General features: G+C 44.4%; 18 protein-coding genes. 2 read left to right on the plus strand and 16 right to left on the minus strand.

The genetic code is table 11. The features are described from left to right. Positions 1-56: 56 nt before the first annotated feature. The 10 genes from FQ087_RS13495 to FQ087_RS13540 all read right to left on the minus strand — a co-directional run bounded on the left by FQ087_RS13495 (position 57) and on the right by FQ087_RS13540 (position 13,411). The gene (locus tag FQ087_RS13495; protein ID WP_149581108.1) at positions 57-773 is read right to left on the minus strand and encodes a WecB/TagA/CpsF family glycosyltransferase; all 717 of its coding nucleotides are present in this window, start codon (positions 771-773) and stop codon (positions 57-59) included. After that, on the minus strand, positions 770-2,062 hold the full coding sequence (locus FQ087_RS13500; protein WP_149581109.1) for a nucleotide sugar dehydrogenase: 1,293 nt from the start codon (positions 2,060-2,062) through the stop codon (positions 770-772). Before FQ087_RS13500 ends, FQ087_RS13495 begins: the two co-directional genes overlap by 4 nt. A 145-nt stretch (positions 2,063-2,207) precedes the next feature. Beyond that, entirely contained in the window at positions 2,208-3,389 is a 1,182-nt protein-coding gene (locus FQ087_RS13505; protein WP_149581110.1) for a S41 family peptidase, read from the minus strand. A 124-nt stretch (positions 3,390-3,513) separates the two neighbouring features. Then, positions 3,514-4,587 (minus strand): CAP and S-layer homology domain-containing protein, encoded by a 1,074-nt coding sequence (locus FQ087_RS13510; RefSeq protein WP_149581111.1) that lies wholly within the window; start codon positions 4,585-4,587, stop codon positions 3,514-3,516. Positions 4,588-4,686: 99 nt separating this feature from the next. Beyond that, a complete protein-coding gene (locus FQ087_RS13515; protein WP_149581112.1) occupies positions 4,687-5,883 on the minus strand; it encodes an aminotransferase class I/II-fold pyridoxal phosphate-dependent enzyme in 1,197 nt (398 codons plus the stop codon). A 175-nt stretch (positions 5,884-6,058) separates the two neighbouring features. Beyond that, positions 6,059-7,660 carry an amidohydrolase gene (locus FQ087_RS13520; RefSeq protein ID WP_149581113.1) on the minus strand — a complete coding sequence of 534 codons (1,602 nt, stop codon included), beginning with the start codon at positions 7,658-7,660 and terminating at the stop codon, positions 6,059-6,061. A gap of 40 nt (positions 7,661-7,700) precedes the next feature. Next, the gene (gene brnQ, locus FQ087_RS13525) at positions 7,701-9,005 is read right to left on the minus strand and encodes a branched-chain amino acid transport system II carrier protein (RefSeq protein WP_149581114.1); all 1,305 of its coding nucleotides are present in this window, start codon (positions 9,003-9,005) and stop codon (positions 7,701-7,703) included. Between the two features lie 227 nt (positions 9,006-9,232). Continuing rightward, positions 9,233-10,603 carry a sigma-54 interaction domain-containing protein gene (locus tag FQ087_RS13530; RefSeq protein WP_149581115.1) on the minus strand — a complete coding sequence of 457 codons (1,371 nt, stop codon included), beginning with the start codon at positions 10,601-10,603 and terminating at the stop codon, positions 9,233-9,235. A 69-nt stretch (positions 10,604-10,672) separates the two neighbouring features. Next, positions 10,673-11,587, minus strand: a complete 915-nt coding sequence (locus FQ087_RS13535) for a DMT family transporter (RefSeq protein ID WP_149581116.1) — start codon at positions 11,585-11,587, stop codon at positions 10,673-10,675. Between the two features lie 219 nt (positions 11,588-11,806). Continuing rightward, the gene (locus tag FQ087_RS13540; protein WP_149581117.1) at positions 11,807-13,411 is read right to left on the minus strand and encodes a gamma-glutamyltransferase family protein; all 1,605 of its coding nucleotides are present in this window, start codon (positions 13,409-13,411) and stop codon (positions 11,807-11,809) included. A gap of 233 nt (positions 13,412-13,644) precedes the next feature. Between FQ087_RS13540 and FQ087_RS22465 the strand changes: the two genes are divergently transcribed. Next, on the plus strand, positions 13,645-13,803 hold the full coding sequence (locus FQ087_RS22465) for a hypothetical protein (protein ID WP_188006749.1): 159 nt from the start codon (positions 13,645-13,647) through the stop codon (positions 13,801-13,803). A 125-nt stretch (positions 13,804-13,928) separates the two neighbouring features. Here FQ087_RS22465 and FQ087_RS13545 read toward each other — a convergent pair whose 3' ends face one another. Continuing rightward, entirely contained in the window at positions 13,929-14,915 is a 987-nt protein-coding gene (locus FQ087_RS13545) for a nuclease-related domain-containing protein (RefSeq protein WP_188006750.1), read from the minus strand. Between the two features lie 199 nt (positions 14,916-15,114). On the opposite strand from FQ087_RS13545, the gene FQ087_RS13550 reads away from it, so the two are divergent. Further along, on the plus strand, positions 15,115-15,552 hold the full coding sequence (locus FQ087_RS13550; protein ID WP_149581119.1) for a hypothetical protein: 438 nt from the start codon (positions 15,115-15,117) through the stop codon (positions 15,550-15,552). Positions 15,553-15,631: 79 nt separating this feature from the next. Here the strand turns inward: FQ087_RS13550 and FQ087_RS13555 are convergent, their stop codons facing one another. The 5 genes from FQ087_RS13555 to FQ087_RS13565 all read right to left on the minus strand — a co-directional run bounded on the left by FQ087_RS13555 (position 15,632) and on the right by FQ087_RS13565 (position 18,582). Continuing rightward, positions 15,632-16,813: a polysaccharide deacetylase family protein gene (locus FQ087_RS13555; protein ID WP_188006751.1), complete on the minus strand. Its 1,182-nt coding sequence runs from the start codon at positions 16,811-16,813 to the stop codon at positions 15,632-15,634. 99 nt (positions 16,814-16,912) lie between these two features. Then, on the minus strand, positions 16,913-17,530 hold the full coding sequence (locus FQ087_RS13560) for a 3'-5' exonuclease (protein ID WP_149581121.1): 618 nt from the start codon (positions 17,528-17,530) through the stop codon (positions 16,913-16,915). A 154-nt stretch (positions 17,531-17,684) separates the two neighbouring features. After that, on the minus strand, positions 17,685-17,813 hold the full coding sequence (locus tag FQ087_RS23080) for a hypothetical protein (protein ID WP_255452331.1): 129 nt from the start codon (positions 17,811-17,813) through the stop codon (positions 17,685-17,687). 40 nt (positions 17,814-17,853) lie between these two features. Further along, positions 17,854-18,012, minus strand: coding sequence for a hypothetical protein (locus FQ087_RS22470; protein ID WP_188006752.1), 159 nt, complete (start codon positions 18,010-18,012; stop codon positions 17,854-17,856). 99 nt (positions 18,013-18,111) lie between these two features. Beyond that, positions 18,112-18,582, minus strand: a complete 471-nt coding sequence (locus FQ087_RS13565) for a general stress protein (RefSeq protein ID WP_149581122.1) — start codon at positions 18,580-18,582, stop codon at positions 18,112-18,114. Positions 18,583-18,611 lie beyond the last annotated feature (29 nt).

The following is an 18,611-nucleotide window of genomic DNA, read 5'->3' on the forward strand; positions in this document are numbered from 1 at the left end:
GAAATTATCCTTACAATTAACTATTCTAGCATCCATTTTGTTGGAATACAAGAGTGTCAACCTTGTTTTTGTTTGAAAACTTCAAATAAAAACTTTGGAAGATTCATTTGACGTTTTAGGCGAGTTGGTTCTTTTAATAAACGGTATAACCACTCTGCGCCCATTCGCTGAAATCCGGCTGGAGCACGCTTGACGTTTCCTGCTAGGACGTCGAATGAACCACCAACGCCTTGGTACAGTATTGGATATAGATTGTCCCGCTGTTGTTCAATCCATTGCTCTTGTTTTGGAGAGCCCATGGCAACAAATAGAATTGATGGCTGTGCCTTGTTGATAGCGGCAATGACTTTACTAGGGTCAGATTCATAGCCATCTTGCGTTCCGGCAACGATAAGATCTGGATAGGTTTGTTTAAGTTGTTGTGCAGCCTTTTCGGCAACACCTGGTTTCGCGCCGTAGAGGAAGACAGAGTGCCCCGTTCGTGCGGCTTCCCTTACAACGCGGTCCATCATGTCGATTCCGGTAATGCGAGATGTGATCTTTCCCTTTTTTAGTTTGGACGCAATGATAACGCCAATACCATCTGGGATTTGGAACTCTGCTCTATTAAGGAGCGCTTTTAGTTCCGGGTCTTCTTTTGCTTTCATGAGCTTTTCAGGGTTGATAGCGACGACGAGTGATTTCTTCTTGTCTTCAATGTTGCGGAAGACTTTCGGGATTAACTCGTCGTAGTTTTCGGTATTGACTTGGACGCCTAGAATTACTTCTTTCATAGAGAGGATAATCCCTTGTTTTTGCCGTCGCCTAGCTTAAAGTAACGGAATCCAGCTTGCTCCCACTTATCGCGGTTGAGTGCGTTTTTCGCATCAAGTACGAGCGGCTTAGTGTCGCCAGTGTTTACTGTTTCTGGATTAAGGTTTTTGAACTCTGTATGATCCGTTGTTAGGATAATCAGGTCAATCTCTTGAAGCGCTTCGCCTAGTGTTGCTCGTTGTGTTGAGTGCTGCAGTTCTTTTATGTGTGGATCGAAAGATGTAACTGTCATATTCAAGTTTTGTAGTTCTTTAATGACTTCCGTAGACGGACTTTCGCGTAAATCGTCGACGTCGGCTTTAAATGCAAGACCGAGAACGGCGACTTTACCGTTTTGGATGCCTTGTTCTTCAAGAAGTTTTTTTGCTTTTTGCGCTGTAAATAACGGCATGCCGTTATTTGTCAGGCGTGATTTCTTAATGATTTCCGAGTGTTCCGGGCTTAACTCGACAAGGAACCAAGGATCTACTGCGATACAATGTCCACCTACACCAGGTCCTGGCGTATGGATGTTAACACGTGGGTGGAAGTTAGCGAAGCGGATGGCTTCCCATATATCGACGTCGATTGTTTCAGCGATTTTTGCGAGTTCATTGGCAAAAGCGATGTTGACGTCGCGGTATGTGTTTTCCATTACTTTTACAAGTTCAGCTGTTGTAGCATCCGTTAGGTGGATTTCCCCTTGGACGAATGTTTGGTATAACTCTTTTGTCATCTCAGCGGATTCAAGCGTGATTCCGCCGACGATGCGGTCGTTGTTAATGAGTTCTTCGAATATCTTACCCGGTATAACGCGTTCCGGTGAATGTGAAACGAAAAGGTCAACGCCTAGTTCCAGATTTGACTTACGAAGTTCTGGCAACATAACGTTTTCTACGGTTTTTGGTGGAACGGTAGATTCGAGAATAACAAGTGCCCCTTTTTTTAAGTAAGGGACGACTGACGCTGTCGCTTTACGGATGTACTCTAGGTTTGCCGTGTTGTCAGGGTTGATAGGTGATGGAACGGCAATGATGTAGACATCTGCTTCAACGGGTTGTGTTGAAACTGTGAACAAACCTTTGTCGATTGCTTCTTCAAGACGCTCTTGAAGTCCGTTCTCTTCTATATGAAGTTGTTTGTTGGCGATCATATTAACTGCTTTTTCGTTTACATCCATACCGTGTACGCGGACGCCGCTGTTGGCGAACATGACTGCTGTTGGTAGGCCGATGTAGCCTAATCCGATGACGCATATGTTTTTTTGCATAGTAGTTTTCCTCTTTTCTAGAAGTGCTTATAGGTAGTACTATAGGCGCCGTATACTACTGGCACCGGATACGTTTTAACATTTGTTGATTATAGCACATTTGGTGTTCGTGTACATATCTTTGAGGGTTAGGCACCTTTAGACATCAGTTGGCGCTTTTGACAGTGATTGGCGTGTGTGTGCCTTGTTTTACTGTCCGACCCTTGGTGTTTTGTAAGCCGGGGCGGATGATAAGTTCATAGGAACCACCGGGTTGCAAGTTTTTATTTGGGATAATTTCTAGCGTGTTGTTGGCTTTTTCCTTGAATGTGACCGGGACGGCTACGCCGCCTAATTTAACGAGTTCTATTGTGCGGGACGTTTTTACGTCTTTAAAGTTCATTGGTTGGGTAAATTCGACGGTAAAGGTTTTAGTTGTAGGAACATTTTTTAGATTGTCGATTTTCTTGTACTTTTTAGTGTTGAATGAATCGTTTAGGAGCCGCTGATGGATGTTTATAAGTTCTTTGTTCGGATCAGTTTTGATAGTAGGCTGGATGCCCTTTTCATGGACAAGTAATCCTTTGGGTCCGGTGAAGTGCCCGATCGTCAATTTGAGTGCTCCACCGTCATCGAATTCGAAAAACGATTGGACAGACCCCTTCCCTTTTGTCGTCTCGCCTACTATTGTAGCAGCTCGCTGATCTATAAGGGACGCTGCGACGATTTCAGATGAGGATGCGGAATAGCGATTGACGAGTACGTATGATTGTTTTGGAAATTTCGTTTTGGTTGGAATCGGTTTGATCATTTTACTACCTTCTCGTGTTGACAGATAGTAGGCTTCTGTCACTCCTTGGTAAAAGCCGAGGAGCTGTTCGGCGCTTTCAACGTAGCCGCCACCGTTATAACGGAGATCGACGATAAGTCCGGTTGCCCCCGCTTTTTTAAGCTTCGTCCAGTGTGTTTCGACTTGACTGCCCAGATCCGCGGAGAAGGTTTTAATTTTAATGTACCCAATGTTGCCGTAGAGCATGGATGAAGTGATTGGATGCTTTGATGCTGTTGGCGTTTTGGTTATTGCTACATTTTTTTTAGGTAGTGGTGTGTTAAAAGCGACTGCCGAGAGATATGTACGGTATTCCTCTGCGGGCATGTAGCGCGAGTAATGATCGAGCGAGTCGATGATTTCGTCTACCGTTGTCATCTTGTTCAGATTTTTTGGGACATCGCCATAGTAGTAGGTATCGACGAAGAACTTGACGTCGTCCAGTGTGCCTGCTTGGGCAATTGGTACAAATAGGAATAGGGCTATGATGGTGATGAGTGCTGTTTGGATTTTTTTCAATGGGCGGTTCCCCTTTCGTGAGTTTGTCAGTCTCTTTGTATTATAGACTATACCCAGTTTTAGCGTTGTGAAGACGCTTTGTTGAGAATAAGGTTGCTTGTGTTTGGGTGAAGCGTTGTCTTGTTTATTTACTCACATAAAGATGGACCCAGTACGTTTTACCTTTGGCGTCAGTTGCATAGCCGGAGCCGATTTGTGTGAACTTGTTGTTTTCGATATTGGCACGATGATTTGGAGAGGTCACCCATTCTTTGACGACGGATTCAGGTGCGATGTAGCCTCTTGCCATGTTTTCACCGTATGCGGTCCATTTGTAGTTTAATGTGTTGAGCATTTTATCGATAGTGCCGTAAGTTGGTGATTTGTGATTGAAGTAGTTATTGTTCGCCATGTCTTGTGCTTTTGCTTTGGCGATAGCAGAAAGGTCCGTGTCGTGAATGAGTTCTTTTATGCCAAGCTGTTTGCGCTTTTCATTGATAAGATCAATGGTTTTTAAGGCGTTGTCTAGATCGTTGATGACGGGTGGCATTGGATCAGGTTTGGATTTGTCCATATACATACGACGGGCTTTGTCATAATAGATGACGCCTTTTTCACGCTCGAGGTCAAACTTCGTTGTGCGGTCGATGAATGCTGCCATATGCGCGCGGGATACGATGTCGTTCGGCTTATACATGCCACCTGGCAGTGTTGTTGTGATGCCGAGTTCGGCAAGTGTCGTGATGTAACCATAGTTTTGGTTGAGCTTGATGACGTCCTGGAATTTGATGAGGTCATTGTCGTCGACGGTTATTTTATAGCCGAGTGTGAGTATTTTAGCCATTTGCGCACGGGTGAGTGGCTCGTTTGGGTGGAATTTTTCCCCGTCGGTGAAGATGCCAAGTTCAGTAAGTGCGCGAATATGGTCATATGCACCGTGAGCCGGGCTGACGTCTTGGAAACTCGGTTTAAATGTCGCCGTTGGTTTGGCATTGATGGCCAGTGCGACGACTTTTGCAGCTTGCGCCCGGGTGACGGGTTCATTCAGACGATAGGTTCCGTCTGGGTAACCGTTAATAAGGCCGCGGCTTGAGATGGTGTCGATAGCAATTTGCGCCCAATGTGTGGGCGGCACATCTGTGAATGTGGCTGCTTGTATTGGTTGGGCAGTGAGTATTAGGGTTGCTGTGAGAATCGTTGTAGGGAACCATTTTTTCATAATGGGTTTCCTCCTTTTCTATGATTATACTACTTTTGCGGGTTGAGGCGTTGTTTAATTGAGTGAAAATTTTGCACAGTTATAGGGTTACGTTTTTCATTATACTAACGGCGGGTCTGGAACGATGTGACGTTCGTTATTACGCCAATTGGTTAGCCAGTTTTCTAGCCGGTCCATGGCGACTTCTAGTTGGTCGAAGGCGTAAGCGTATGAAATTCGGATGTAGCCTTCGCCAAATGCTGTGAATGCCGTGCCCGGGACGACTGCGACTTGCGCTTCGTTGAGTAGTATGTGGGCGAATTGTTCTGCTGGTTGGTTGAACTCTTTAATAGAAGGAAAGATGTAAAATGCGCCATTCGGCTTGACGGTTGGAAGCTGCATGTTGGTGAGTCGCATGTACATGTAGTTGCGTCTTCGGATATATTCTGGGTTCATGGCCGCGGGTGTGTGCTGGCATTCGGTTAGCGCGCAGATGGCTGCGTGTTGAGATGGGACGCTTGCACAAATGGTGTTATAGGCATGCACTTTGACGGCTTGTTGTATCCACTTATCGGCTGCGAGTAGAAAGCCGATGCGCCAGCCGGTCATGGAATGAGATTTTGACAGGCCATGGATAAGGAATAGTTTGTCTTTAAGGCCGGGGTATTGGGCGAATGAGCGGTGCTCCCCTTCGAAGATGTTTTCGCTATAGATTTCATCTGAGATGATGAAGATGTCGTGTTTGGCAAGTGTTGCGGCAAGTGCGTCCATCGTGTGCGGCGGGATGGTGACACCGGTCGGATTGGATGGGTAGTTGAAAACGATTGCTTTTGTTTTTGGTGTGATGAGTTCGGCGAGTTTGACCGGATCTGGGATGAAGGCGGTTGGTGTTGTGTCGAGATAGATGGGGGTTGCGCCAGCGAGTGTGATGAGCGGTTCGTAACCCGTGTAAATCGGAACGGGTATGATAACCTCGTCTCCCTCTTCGAGAATTGTTCGGAATACGGTGTCCATTGCTTCGCTTGCGCCGGTTGTGATGATGATTTCGGTTTGTGGGTTGTAGTTGAAACCGTATTTAGTGGTGAAGAAGGTGGCTACGGCTTGCCGGAGTTCAAGGAGACCGGCGTTATGTGAGTAGGCAGTTTTATCGTCCGCGATTGCTTTGTGGGCGGCTTCTTTAATGCGTTCGGGTGTTGGGAAATCGGGTTGCCCGATGGTCAGATTGATGGCATCAGGGTAATTTATGAGCTGATTTGATATTTTACGGATGCCAGACGGTTCGATTTGTTGGACGCGCGGGTTGACGGTGAGTGACATAGTGGTTCCCCCTTTTTGACTGGTGGGTAGTAGTATATGCGGGTGTGGGGGTGAGTTGAACTTTATTGGGAGTCCCTTTTCCAAAACAGTTTTTGGGTTAAAAAAACACACCGTCCGATTGCCCGGACGGTGTGTTTTATGGTGTTTGTTTATTCAACGTAACAGATCTAGTCAATTAGTTTTTATTGGAGTAGACTAAGCGACCACCTAGATAGGTGTTTTCTACTTTCACTTGGGCGATTTTTTCTGCTGGGACTTCGAGAATGTCTTGGTCAAGGACGATGAAGTCAGCGTGGTAGCCAACTTTTAATTGGCCTACGTCTGGAATGCGTGTTACTTCTTGCGCGCAGCGCGTATACAGTTCAATTGCTGTCTCGATACTGACGCGCTCGCTTTGGCCAGTATCGGCACCGTTATAAGCGATTCGTGTGACGGCGGATTGGATACCGGCAAATGGATCGACGGGATCGGCCCAAGCTGTTGCCGGCGCATCTGAAGAAAAGGCGACTTGAATGCCTGCTTCGAGCATTGTTTTGACTGGATAGGTCGTTTTCGTCCGCTCAATGCCTAGATTGTTGTGATAACTTTCTATTTCCGCGTATAGAAACACTGGTTGCGGAACGAAAGCGAATCCTTTTTTTGCTGCAATTTCAAGAGCATGTTTTGTTGGCATTGCTGCATGTTCGATTCGGACGGATGGTGCACCTTCAATCCAGTTGTCGACATCGGCGAATGTGTTGACGATCTGGTCGATTGCCTGTTCACCCATTGCGTGGACGACAACTTGAATCCCGTGTTCTTTTGCCATTTTGGCTGCCGCCAATAATTCTTCGCTTGAGGTCGTCGAAATCCCTTGGTTGTCATCATCCCCACTAAAAGATGGGTTGACCCATGCGGTACGGCCGGAAACGCTACCGTCTGCGAATAATTTAATGCCGCCAATGTGAGTTGGTTTTGTGCGGTCTGTATTTTCTTTATTCAATATCGGCGACTTTTCTAAGTCCTCCCACATGTAGTAAAGAACAGTACGGTGTTCAAGCCCTCTTTTGCGTGCTTCCTCATACAGTTCCATATAGTCGATTGGAGCTACGCGTGCCATCAAATCAGTAATTGCTGTAATCCCGCGTTTGAATAAAAATGGCGTCAGCTCGGCGAGACGTTCTGCGTTTTCTTCAATCGAGAGAACTGGCATTTTTTGTATCACTAAGTCTTTTGCATTTTCACGCAGGATACCAGTAGGTTCACCGTGTTCATCATGATCTATTTCCCCGCCACGAGGATTTGGCGTATCTTTTGTAATGCCTGCGAGTTCAAGCGCTTTGCTATTGACGGCAATTATATGACCACATGTACGTGTAATGATGACTGGTGAGTCTGTTACGGCTTTATCCAAATCATGGCGCATCGGCGAACGGCCATCCGCCAGTTTCCCTTCGTCATAGCCCCAACCTTCAATCCATTCTCCAGCTTGCTGCGTTGCCCGTTGCTTTTGGACTTCTACAATCATTTCTTCAATCGAGTTAACGAGTGGTGCCGTACAAGCGATTTGTTTTGCTGAGTTGGCAAGGTAAAGCGGATGCAAATGCGCATCCACGAATCCAGGAATGACGCGATGGCCATTTAAATTGACCCGCTCTCCTTCGAATGATTCACTTTTTTCGTCGTCTCCAACCCATTCAATACGTCCATTTTCAACAACCATTGCTTCTGCATTTGGCTGTTCAGGGTTCGACGTGAAAATTCGACCGTTATGGTAAATAATTCTATGATTAGTCATGTTGCATTCCCCTCTCACATCTGTTCTCTAGTTGTCGATTTCAAAATATTGGTTCGTCTTGTTTTGTAGGATTGAATAATTTATACATAATTAGCCCGACTACAAAACCGAAGACAGCTGGTACGAGCCAAGCAAATCCATTTCCGCTAAATGGCAATATACTGATTGCCCTTTCTATAAATGGGATGTTTACGCCAATTGAGCTCATTGTTTCAAAGAAGCTGATGATAAATGTTAGTAATATGGCTCCTTGATAGCCCCCTGGATTTGGAACGAACTTTTGGAAAACCCCTAACAGTACCAAGACAATCGCTACTGGATACAACGCAGTGAAAATTGGCATTGCGTAGTCAACGATTTTCTCTACACCAAGTGAACCAACAGCCGTGCCCATTACACAAATGACGAGTACCCACATCCGATAGCTAATTTTATCCCTTGATAGTTTGTTCAAAAAGTCTGCAATGACGGCCGCTACCCCGATTGTAGATGTCAAACAAGCAAGTGCAATCGCAACCGCCAGCGCGATCGATCCAAAATCTCCAAATAACGTTTTGACAATTTCCGAAACGAGCATCGTACTTTCGATTCCTTCAGGAAAAATCCCACTGCCGCCCGCTCCGATGAATAATAGACCGCCATAGACAATCGCCAGGCCTACTCCGGCAATTAACGTTCCCGTCAATGCCATTTTTCGTACTTGTGCTCCTTTATAGCCATAGCCAACAATTGCTGCGATGAAAATTGGTGCACATAAAATACCGGTAATGACATCGCCAGTTTGATAGGCACTTAAAAATGCGTCAGAAAATGGAGCCTTGGCGCCCGTCGCGATTGGTGTGCCGATTGGGAAGAAAATCCCTTTCCCGATAATGAACAATAGGATAATAACGAGTACGGGTGTCAGATATTTCCCGATTTTGTCCATTACATTTGACTTATCCATTGCAAAATAGAAACAGACTGCAAAGAAGATAATAATGGTAGCGATTGGTGGTACTGAAGGAAATAGAATTCCAATACCCAACTCATGCGTAGTTGCCGCCATACGCGGAATTGTAACGAACATCCCAATTCCCACCATGAGCAACAGATTGAAAACAGCGTAAAACCAAGGACTAATCGGCCTCGTTAAATCTTCAAATTTCCCGCCTACATTTAAAATCGCGATAACTGCAAGCAACGGTAAAACGATTCCCGTAATCGAAAAGCCGATTAGTGCCGGTATCCACTCCGTTCCCGTTAGATGCCCGATTGAAGGTGGAAATATTAGATTCCCAGCGCCAAAATATAATGCAAACAAAGCAAACCCCAAAATCAAGCTATGTTGAAACGTTTTCCCCATTCTATTTACATCCCCTTTGTTGTAATAGCATTCTTTGCAACCGTTTTCATTTCCAGCAATATAAATGATTCATTCCCTATATCACTGAAACTTTTCTATCGTCTGTAAATTTAACTATAAACAATGAATGGGCAATAAAAAAAGAGGGGAATATTTTTCCCCTCCAAAGTAAAAATATTTTTCCCCACAACAATTGGAAATAGAGCCTTACCGATTTACGTTTCAACTTACCTCAACTCGTATTTCCCTAGTTTGTATTTAAGAGTTTGCTTCGATACGCCTAATCTTCTTGCAGTCTCCGCAATAATGCCATTTGCATTGTGCAATTCATTAGCAATGATTGTTTTCTCATAGTCGTCGATTACATCCTTCAAATCCATACTTGTCCATTCCTTTGAGCTGCTATCAACAAAATTACTCGCCTTTCTAATTCTCATCGGTATATCATCTATTGAAATTATTTTGTTTGTTGTGTTGTTAAAAGCGGTTTCAATAGCATTTTTTAATTCTCGGATATTTCCTGGCCAGTTATATAGGCGCAGGCAATCCATGGCTTCTGGGTCAACCGTTTCTACAGAGATATTCATATGCTCGTTGTAAAAATGGATAAAATGACTAACGAGCATTTCAATATCGTCTTTTCGATTTTTTAATTCAGGAAGATCGATTTGAATAACGCCTAGTCGATAATATAAATCTTCCCGCATTCTTTTCTCTTTTAATAACGTTTCAGGATCTTCATTCGTTGCGGAAATAATCCGAATGTCCAAGTGGATATCTACTGAACCACCGATTCTTCGAATTGTTTTTTCTTCAATTGCTTTCAAAAGTTTGGCCTGCAAATGAGTTTCCAATGCATAGATTTCATCAAGAAACAATGTCCCTCCTGCTGCTTGTTCAAAAACACCTTTCCATTCTTCCACACCTGTTGCAAGATTTTTCTCAACGCCAAAAAACGTGCTATACACTACGTTTTCTGGGATTGAACCGCAATTTAGTGATATGAATGGTTTAGCAAAACGATCACTTAAATTATGAATCCCTTGTGCAACGACTTCTTTCCCTGTTCCAGTTTTCCCGTAAATCAAAACTGTAGAATCATGTTTTGCAATGCGTTCCATTTTCATTTTAATCTCTTGCATATTTTTATTTTTTGTAATAAGGTCTTCAATCGTGTAGATCGTATTATTTTTCCGATACACTTTATGTCTTTTATATTGATCTAAGTACTGCATATTTTCCTTTGTATAATAATGCCTAGAAAATTCAATGGCCCCCGCAATCTGATCATGATTTATGATCGGATACGTTGAACTTTTTGATATGTAGCTACTTCCAGTTTTAGCCACCATCTCCTGCGAAACGTTACACAGCGCTTTCCCCGTACGTAAAACAGTCATTATTGTACTGTTTTCATCTGTCAAATTCGTATAATAAGAAGTTACTTTATTACCCAAAAAATCTTCAGGCCGGTGCCCCAGTTTTGCTAAAACGTTCAGGTCAGCCAAATCATAATAGAGGGTCTTCCCAAATTCATCCACGACAAGTACATTATCAAAATCCGAAAGATGATTAAACATATCCATTTCACGTAGCACTCGTTTCTCTCCCTTCCCGCTATCTGAGATTTTGCGGACGTTTGTGTGTGGGGCTTTGTTTATATGAAATTAGACATTATTTTTATCGCTAGACTTACGTCGTTTTTTCCATAGGTCTTCGGCTGCACCGGATCCTAATATGACGCCTGTAATGATCAAAGCAAGTCCGACGAGATGGCGCGCAGTGATGATTTCGCCGAGGAAAAGGGCTGAACCGATCAAGGAGAACATAGTGTTGAAGTTGATGAAGATGGCAGCTTTCGATGGGCCTACTTTTCCGACTGCGTAGTTGTAGAGCATGTGTCCGACAGCAGTACCGACGATGGCGCTTGCTGCGAATGCGAGCCAGAAGCTTGGTGGTACGGTGGCGAATGCTTTAATTTCGCCGGGTTCCTGAATCAGACTGATGATGAATAGCGCTACGCTGCCGATGATCAGCATATAGGCGGTCATGATACGCGGATCAAGTGTTTTGGCTGCCTTCGAGATGACTAAGAATGACAGTACTTGTGCTGCGATTGATAGGAATACGAAGACGTCGCCTAGTGCGAGACTGCCTATTCCGCCGCCTGCAAGGACCACAAAACTAACGCCGCCGAGGCCTACTATGAAACCTAGCCACTGTACTTTCGATGGATAGATTCGCATGATTAGTGACACTGAAATTGCTGTCAGGACAGGACCTAGACCAAGTATCAGTCCAGCGTTTGTGCCGGATGTTCGGAAAAGGCCCATGTTCAGGAAGTAGTGATGGAGGACGACGTTGAGCATCGCTCCTCCGACTATGTATTTCCACTCGTTCTTTGTTGGCAGGCGAAGCATTTTAAATGCGCCTAAGATGATGAATACTGAGATTCCTGCCAGCAGGATACGAAATGTTGTCATGGTGACCGGTCCTACATATGTAAGTAGGTATTTGAGGAGCGGCAGGTTAAATCCCCAAATGAGCATTGCGGTAGTAAGAAGTGCGTATATTTTCCACACGGGCGGGGCCCTCCTTTGGTTTGAAATGGTGATTTGGTGTATATTGGGCGAAATTTCGAAACGTTGTCGGGAAACTTGGCAACATATTATTCGAAGTTAGCAACGTATGCCAGGAGCTAAGTTTGTTTCTTATTTGTCAGATTTGATGATGTTTAAGTATACACCTTTTTAAGTGTGGTAGTAGTCGCTTACGTAATTCTTATGCCGTTCGATGAGCGTTTACCAAACGGCGATTGCTCCATCGGTTCGGGATTCGGTGCCGCCTGCTAGGATGCCGGTTTCGGGATTTCGCCAAATGATTTGGCCGCGACCGAATGAACCAGTGTCGAGGGTCGGCTGAATTTGGTGACCGAGTCTTGTTAGTGCTTGGGCGAGATGATTCGGGAAGCCCGGTTCGACGTGGACTAGATTGTCTTTTATCCACTGCCAGCGTGGTGCGTCAAGTGCTGCTTGTGGATTTAGTTTGTAATCGATGGTGTTGATGGCGATTTGGAAATGGCCTTGGGGTTGCATGTATCCACCCATGACACCAAACGGTCCGACTGCATGACCACCTTTTGTTAGGAAGCCCGGAATGATGGTGTGAAATGTCCGTTTGCCCGGTTTTAGTGCGTTTGGGTGATCTGGGACAAGTGAGAAGTCAGCGCCACGATTTTGGAGTGCGATTCCTGTGCCAGGTATGACGATGCCAGAGCCGAAGCCCATGTAATTTGATTGGATGAATGACACCATATTGCCTTCCCCATCTGCAGTTGCAAGGTAGACGGTGCCGCCTTTTGGTAATTCGTATGGTTGTGGAATTGTTGCTGTTGTTGCGATTTTGGCTGCGCGCTGTTGGGCGTATGCTTTAGATAGTAGGTGTTCGGATTTGATGGGCATATCGGTTGGTTCAGTTATGAATGCTTGTCCATCTGTGAACGCAAGCTTCATAGCCTCAATTTGTTCGTGAAGTGCTTGTGTATCATTCGGCGTTGGGGTGTTCATTTCCGATAGGATGTTAAGGGCCATGAGTGCGATCATACCTTGGCCGTTTGGCGGAATTTCGTGAACGTCGTAGCCGCGGTAGTTTGTCGAGACGGGTTCGACCCATTCTGGCTGGTAGTTTTCTAGATCGGATTTTCTGAAATAGCCGCCGTGTTGTTGCATGAAGGCGTCGATTTTGTCGGCGAGTTCCCCTCTGTAGAAGGATTCAGAATTTGAAGCCCCAATGGAGCGGAGTGTGGCGGCGTGATCTGGTGATTTCCATAGTTCACCGATTTCAGGTGCTCTGCCGTCGGGTGCAAACGTTTTAAACCATTCGGCGAATTCTTCTGTCGTGAATGAAGTTTTGTATTTTTTGTAGGCCGTTTCCCAGTACTTACCGAGTATTGGCGTGAGCGGGTAGCCTTCTTCGGCGTAGCGGATGGCTGGTTCGAGTGATTCTTTTAATGGAAGTTTTCCAAATTTGCGAGCGAGTTCTGCCCAGGCAGCTGGCACACCTGGGACAGTGATTGGCGTTAGGCCGTAAACTGGCATTTTGTCGTGGCCTTGTGCTTTTACGGCGTCGATTGTGAGTGATTGCGGTGCTGGACCGGAAGCGTTGAGACCGTGGAGTTTGTTGTTGACCCAAACGAGAGCGAACGCGTCGCCACCTATGCCGTTAGATGTAGGTTCGACGACCGTTAGTGCGGCTGCCGTTGCGATTGCAGCGTCTATTGCGTTGCCTCCCCTGCGCATGATTTCAATGCCAGCTTGCGCGGCGAGTGGCTGTGATGTTGCAACCATGCCGTTTTTGGCGAAGACGGCGTGTCGTATGGATGGGTATGGGTTATATAGGTAGTCCATTGCTATTTCCTCCTTTTGTGGTGACGGGATGTTGGGTTAATTATACCGGAGATGGAGGTCTTTAGGGAGGCGAAGTTTTTTTGAGGGTGGTGGTGGGCAGCGGGGAAATATGATTGGTTGGGGGTTATATGATTGGTTGGTGGCGGGATATGACCGGTGTTCTGGGTTATATGATCGGTTGGTGGAGCGATATGATCGGTGTTGAGGGTTATATGATTGGTTGATGGCGGGATATGATCGGTGTTCTGGGTTATATGATCGGTTGGTGGAGCGATATGATCGGTGTTGCGGGTTATATGATTGGTTGGTGGCGGGATATGACCGGTGTTCTGGGTTATATGATCGGTTGGTGGGGCGATATGATCGGTGTTGCGGGTTATATGATTGGTTGATGGCGGGATATATAATTGGTTGATGGCGGGATATATAATTGGTTGATGGCGGGATATGATCGGGCTTGGGGGTTATATGATTGGTTCCAGAGAATGATTTCTATTTTCCCCATAGAAAAAACGCTTCATATTTCACGAAGCGTCAGCTCATGCTTATTTACCTTTTCTTTCATCACATAGAAACTACCTTTCCCCTTCCCTTTGTGTGTCAGTCCGGAGCGGGCAAGGAATCTTGCTGTGACTTGTCGGTCATTTAGAAGCATGAAGCCCCTAAAATCTCTGTTTGTAATGCGATTTCCAATAAGATAAATCCAATCTTCAAGTGCAGCAACATGATAGTCAGTTCCGATGTGCTTACACTTTTGGCATGCCCATTTTCTATTCTTCCATTGCATCCCTTTCGAGCTACATATCGGACAGATGACGCCAGGTAAAATGTCAGTTGGGGAAATTCTCATCGATTTTGTCAGTGGGAATGGATCATATTCTTGGTGGTTATTTGTTAATTCGAAAGCCAATTGGCGAATAGCGTTCTTGCTCATAATTTCATTCTGGACTTTCAAGGAATACAAATAGGTAGATACTTCGTTGGTGAATATGATTTTCATCGGTGGATCATTTTCGAAAAGCAGTTCATTGGTAAAGGCAAATGCCACTATTCCACTAATCGGAATGTCGATTTTTCTTTGCTTTAACCAATCATCGAGAAATAATTTCTTGCGTTCGAGTTGGGAAATGGGGTTGTTCAACACTTTTCTTTCGGCGGTTGGAGATTCTTGAATGAACTGGGTGGGGTTTGATTTAACAATTATTTTCCCAGCAATGTTCTTCACCTCAATTATGAGAATGAACGCTGGTGTAATAATTATGGAATCCATTTGAAAATAAACGCCATTTTGTTTCAGACAGATGTCATGTAAGATAGCGTGTGGATACCGGGGTTTGAACTCGAGTAAATGCTTATCGGAATGTTGCTCGCCTCCGTAGCCAGCTTTTCGAATGCGAAAATCCTCTTTGATTCTTTGTATTTCTGGATATGAAGGATGTAATCGGGGGAGTAGTGCATTTAATCCAATTAGTTTTTTGGGCACCGATCTTTGTTTATAGATCAATTTTTCATCACCTCTATGAAAGCGTAACAGAAGGTCTAGTAGATATATATGCTTTAGGTTAAAGTGAAATTTTGTATTTGTTAAATAGAGGCATGATGGATATTTGAGGGGTTATTTTGCTTCATTTTTTAGTTTTGGAACGATACACGGTTATAGCTTAATCAGGTAGACTTATTTTTACTTTTTTATGGAGTAATTTATGATCGGGCTCTCTTTGGGATATGATCCCATGGACGCGTTTTATGATTGGTCTCTCTTTGGATATGATCGGTTGGACGCGATTTATGATTGGACTCTTTTTGGATATGATCGGTTGGATACGATTTATGATCGGGCTCTCTTTGGATATGATCGCTTGGATGCGATTTATGATCGGGATCGCTTCGAATATGATCGGTTGGACGCGATTTATGATTGGCCTCTCTTTGGATATGATCGCTTGGATACGATTTATGATCGGCCTCTCTTTGGATATGATCGCTTGGATGCGATTTATGATCGGGCTCTCTTTGGATATGATCGCTTGGACTCGATTTATGATCGGGATCGCTTCGGATATGATCGGTCGGACGCGTTTTATGATTGGTCTCTCTATGGATATGATCGGTTGGACGCGATTTATGATCGGGCTCACTAGAGATATGATCATTCGACACTGTATTATTGACCAATCTCAGTTCTACTCCACACAAAAACCGCCTGCGGAGGCGGCTTTTTTACAATGTGGTGTCGTGCAAGAAGTTTTGGATAATGTGGCCTTCAGGTTCGTATGTTTTGATGGTATAGCCTTCTTTTTGTAGCCATTCAATGATTTCTGGGAGAGCTTTGGATGTTTGTTTGCGATCGTGGAGTAGGACAATGATGTCGCGGTCGCCAGATTTGTCAGCTTTAACGACGCCAGTACGGACGTTTTCTATAATTTGGTCCACTTGTTCGTCGGTGTATTTCCAGTCATTTGAGTCGACGTCCCAGTCCCATAATTTGTAGTCGTTTTGGTTAAGTAGTTTTTGCATGGCCGGTGTGACATGCGGTTTGCTGCCGTATGGGACGCGGAGCAGTTTGGCATCTTGACCAGTCATTTGTAGGATGATTTTGGTTCCTTCGTTCATTTCATCGATAAACGATTTTGAGGATTTGTATACTTTTTCTTTGTCATGTGTCATGCTGTGCGTGCCGATGTAGTGGCCATCTTTTGCGACAGCTTTGACAATGGATTCGTTGTTTTTCATATGTTTTCCTAGGAAGAAGAATGTGCCTTGAACATTGTATTTTTTCAGAGTTGCGTTGTTAATTGTAGTGAATTTATTGGGACCGTCGTCAAAGGTCAAGTAGATGGTAGTTGCGGATTTTGCGCTGGGTTTCGTTGGTGTAACGGGTGGCAGTTTGATTGGTATGATTGGTTTGATTGGCTTCTTTTCATCCAATAATTGTTTAACATGTTTTTCGTAATCTGCGTGGCTCATATGCTCATAATCGTCACGGTAAATGCGCAGTGTTTTAAGATTTTGGATGTATTCTACTTTGAAGCCTGTTACTTTGGCAATGTATTTGGCGCTGATGTAGAGCGTACCGTCGACATCGACGATTGGGGACCAGCTGAGTTCCACGCCGTCTTTCGATGTCCGTTTCGTGGATTCATCATAGCTAATTACGATGCCGCGTTTTCGAAGATAGGTTATGTCTTTTTCTTTTTTTACCGGAATGTAAAGAATTTTTGTGATTTCGCTAAGTGGGACCTTCATGTCGTTGTCGATGACCTGGACATCTTCAAAGTCCAGTAACCGATCATGAAGTCCTATGTAATGAGTTTTTTGTTTTGCCGCTGCCACATCCAAAGTGGTACCGAAAAATAAACTTATTACTAACGCCGTACAGATAGCCCACACATTTTTTCTCACCCCGATTCCCCCATTTCCATTCTCACATTCCCCTGTCTTTAACATAGCAAAAAATCTTCCAACAGTCATAGCTGACTTAGTAGGTTATGCGAGTGAAAATTAAACATGCTTTTGCGCGCAATATTGATAAATCGCAGCTGTTGCCAGGCAATCACCGATGGCATCGTGGGCGTCATGTTCAAGCTGCAGAAATTTGGTCAATGTTGTCAGTTTGTGGTTCGGTGTTTCGGTGATCTTTTTTCGGGCAAGTTTGACTGTATCGATGACAATATACTCAGGAATTTTGATGCCTTCGATGTTGTCGAGCGCATAAAGGAAGCCCATATCAAACGATGCATTGTGGGCAATGATCGGTAAATCTCCGATGAATTCGAGTAGGTCTTCGATTTTTTGTTCGATGCTTGGTGCCCCTTCAACCACTTCGTTTGAAATGCCTGTAAGTCGTGTAATTGTCTCAGGGATGTGACGGAAAGGTTTGATGAATGTATTAAACATATCTTTCACTTCATGATTTACATACTTAATGGCACCAATTTGAATGATTTTGTCGGCGCCGGCACGCAGACCCGTCGTTTCAAAATCGAGTACGATATAATCATCCATTAATTTGGATGATGTTTTATATTTTTTTTCTTTTGCAGCTCTTCTTGCTCCCCAGTTTTGCTGTTTCGGTTTATTTTCCAGTAACTCGATTGCTTCTGTATTCCAGTCTGACATTGATGGTCCTCCTCTTTTTATGTAGTTCTCCGTTGTTTAGTAATAATTCTATTTATATTATTTAATACCCTTTTTTTACAGCGCTTAATCTTAATTTTAAATAGATAAAAAAAGGAGCTCCCGGAATAATCTTCCCGGCGAGCTCTTTTTTCGATTAATAGTGGACGACCGTGCCAACTTCGGTTCCTTCATACGCCGTTTTCTTGCCTAGCTCTGGTACTGCGACCACGTCATATTTGCCAGACAATTGTGTTGCCGTATCTTTACCAAATGTAATTCCCATAAATTTTTTTTTGATAATTGATAGACCCCGACCGTTACTTTTACGTTGCTATCAAAATGCGCTTCAGGATTGGTGATGTTCCAACCACGATTCCGAGACGTGCCGTAGATGGTATCCCCATCATTTCGCGTCTTAGACGTGAGTTTCCTATGGCAATTATCGAAATCTCCCAAGCCATCATCGTATGATTAATGGACAATGAATCCCCATCAGTTTAACAATTAACTCCTGTTAGCCTCCGTACCACAAGCAAAAACCACCCGGCTGAAACCGGGTGGTTGTCTACTTTTATACAATTTTAAACGATTGGGCGATACCGATCACTCGGAGGTGTATAGTCACCATCAACAAGGACAAGGATTTTTCCATCATTGAAATAATCGTTGTAGCGGTTCGCTTCTTCTTCAGGGATACCCATGCCGATAAGCGCTCCGGCAAGTCCGCCAACTCCCGCTCCAGCAGCTGCGCCGGTAATGCCTGCCACAATCGGACCCGCTGCGATGATTGGTCCAACTCCTGGTATTGCGAGTGCACCGATTCCTAAAAGCACGCCGCCAAGTCCTCCTAAGACTCCGCCGGTTGCTGCTCCTGTTGCTGCTCCATCTGCTGCATGTGTTCCTGTTTCATCTGCAATAACATCCGCATTTGCCGTTTGTCTGCTCATAACAGATATGTCATCTGTCCCATATCCTTGTCTTTTTAAATCTTCAATTGCCGCGATTGCTTCAGTTTCTGTATCATAATATCCAACTACATGTCGTGTTACCATTCATAACGCCTCCTAGTATTTTTTAATAA

The organism is Sporosarcina sp. ANT_H38 (assembly GCF_008369195.1).
Lineage (GTDB): Bacteria > Bacillota > Bacilli > Bacillales_A > Planococcaceae > Sporosarcina.

Excerpts from the sequence above, each read along its gene's own strand:
- FQ087_RS13495 (WP_149581108.1), bottom strand. The coding sequence starts at position 773 with ATGAAAGAAGTAATTCTAGGCGTCCAAGTCAATACCGAAAACTACGAC.
- FQ087_RS13500 (WP_149581109.1), bottom strand. The coding sequence starts at position 2,062 with ATGCAAAAAAACATATGCGTCATCGGATTAGGCTACATCGGCCTACCA.
- FQ087_RS13510 (WP_149581111.1), bottom strand. The coding sequence starts at position 4,587 with ATGAAAAAATGGTTCCCTACAACGATTCTCACAGCAACCCTAATACTC.
- FQ087_RS13515 (WP_149581112.1), bottom strand. The coding sequence starts at position 5,883 with ATGTCACTCACCGTCAACCCGCGCGTCCAACAAATCGAACCGTCTGGC.
- FQ087_RS13520 (WP_149581113.1), bottom strand. The coding sequence starts at position 7,660 with ATGACTAATCATAGAATTATTTACCATAACGGTCGAATTTTCACGTCG.
- brnQ (WP_149581114.1), bottom strand. The coding sequence starts at position 9,005 with ATGGGGAAAACGTTTCAACATAGCTTGATTTTGGGGTTTGCTTTGTTT.
- FQ087_RS13540 (WP_149581117.1), bottom strand. The coding sequence starts at position 13,411 with ATGGACTACCTATATAACCCATACCCATCCATACGACACGCCGTCTTC.
- FQ087_RS22465 (WP_188006749.1), top strand. The coding sequence starts at position 13,645 with ATGATCGGTGTTCTGGGTTATATGATCGGTTGGTGGAGCGATATGATC.
- FQ087_RS13550 (WP_149581119.1), top strand. The coding sequence starts at position 15,115 with ATGATCGGGCTCTCTTTGGGATATGATCCCATGGACGCGTTTTATGAT.
- FQ087_RS13560 (WP_149581121.1), bottom strand. The coding sequence starts at position 17,530 with ATGTCAGACTGGAATACAGAAGCAATCGAGTTACTGGAAAATAAACCG.
- FQ087_RS23080 (WP_255452331.1), bottom strand. The coding sequence starts at position 17,813 with ATGGGAATTACATTTGGTAAAGATACGGCAACACAATTGTCTGGCAAA.
- FQ087_RS13565 (WP_149581122.1), bottom strand. The coding sequence starts at position 18,582 with ATGGTAACACGACATGTAGTTGGATATTATGATACAGAAACTGAAGCA.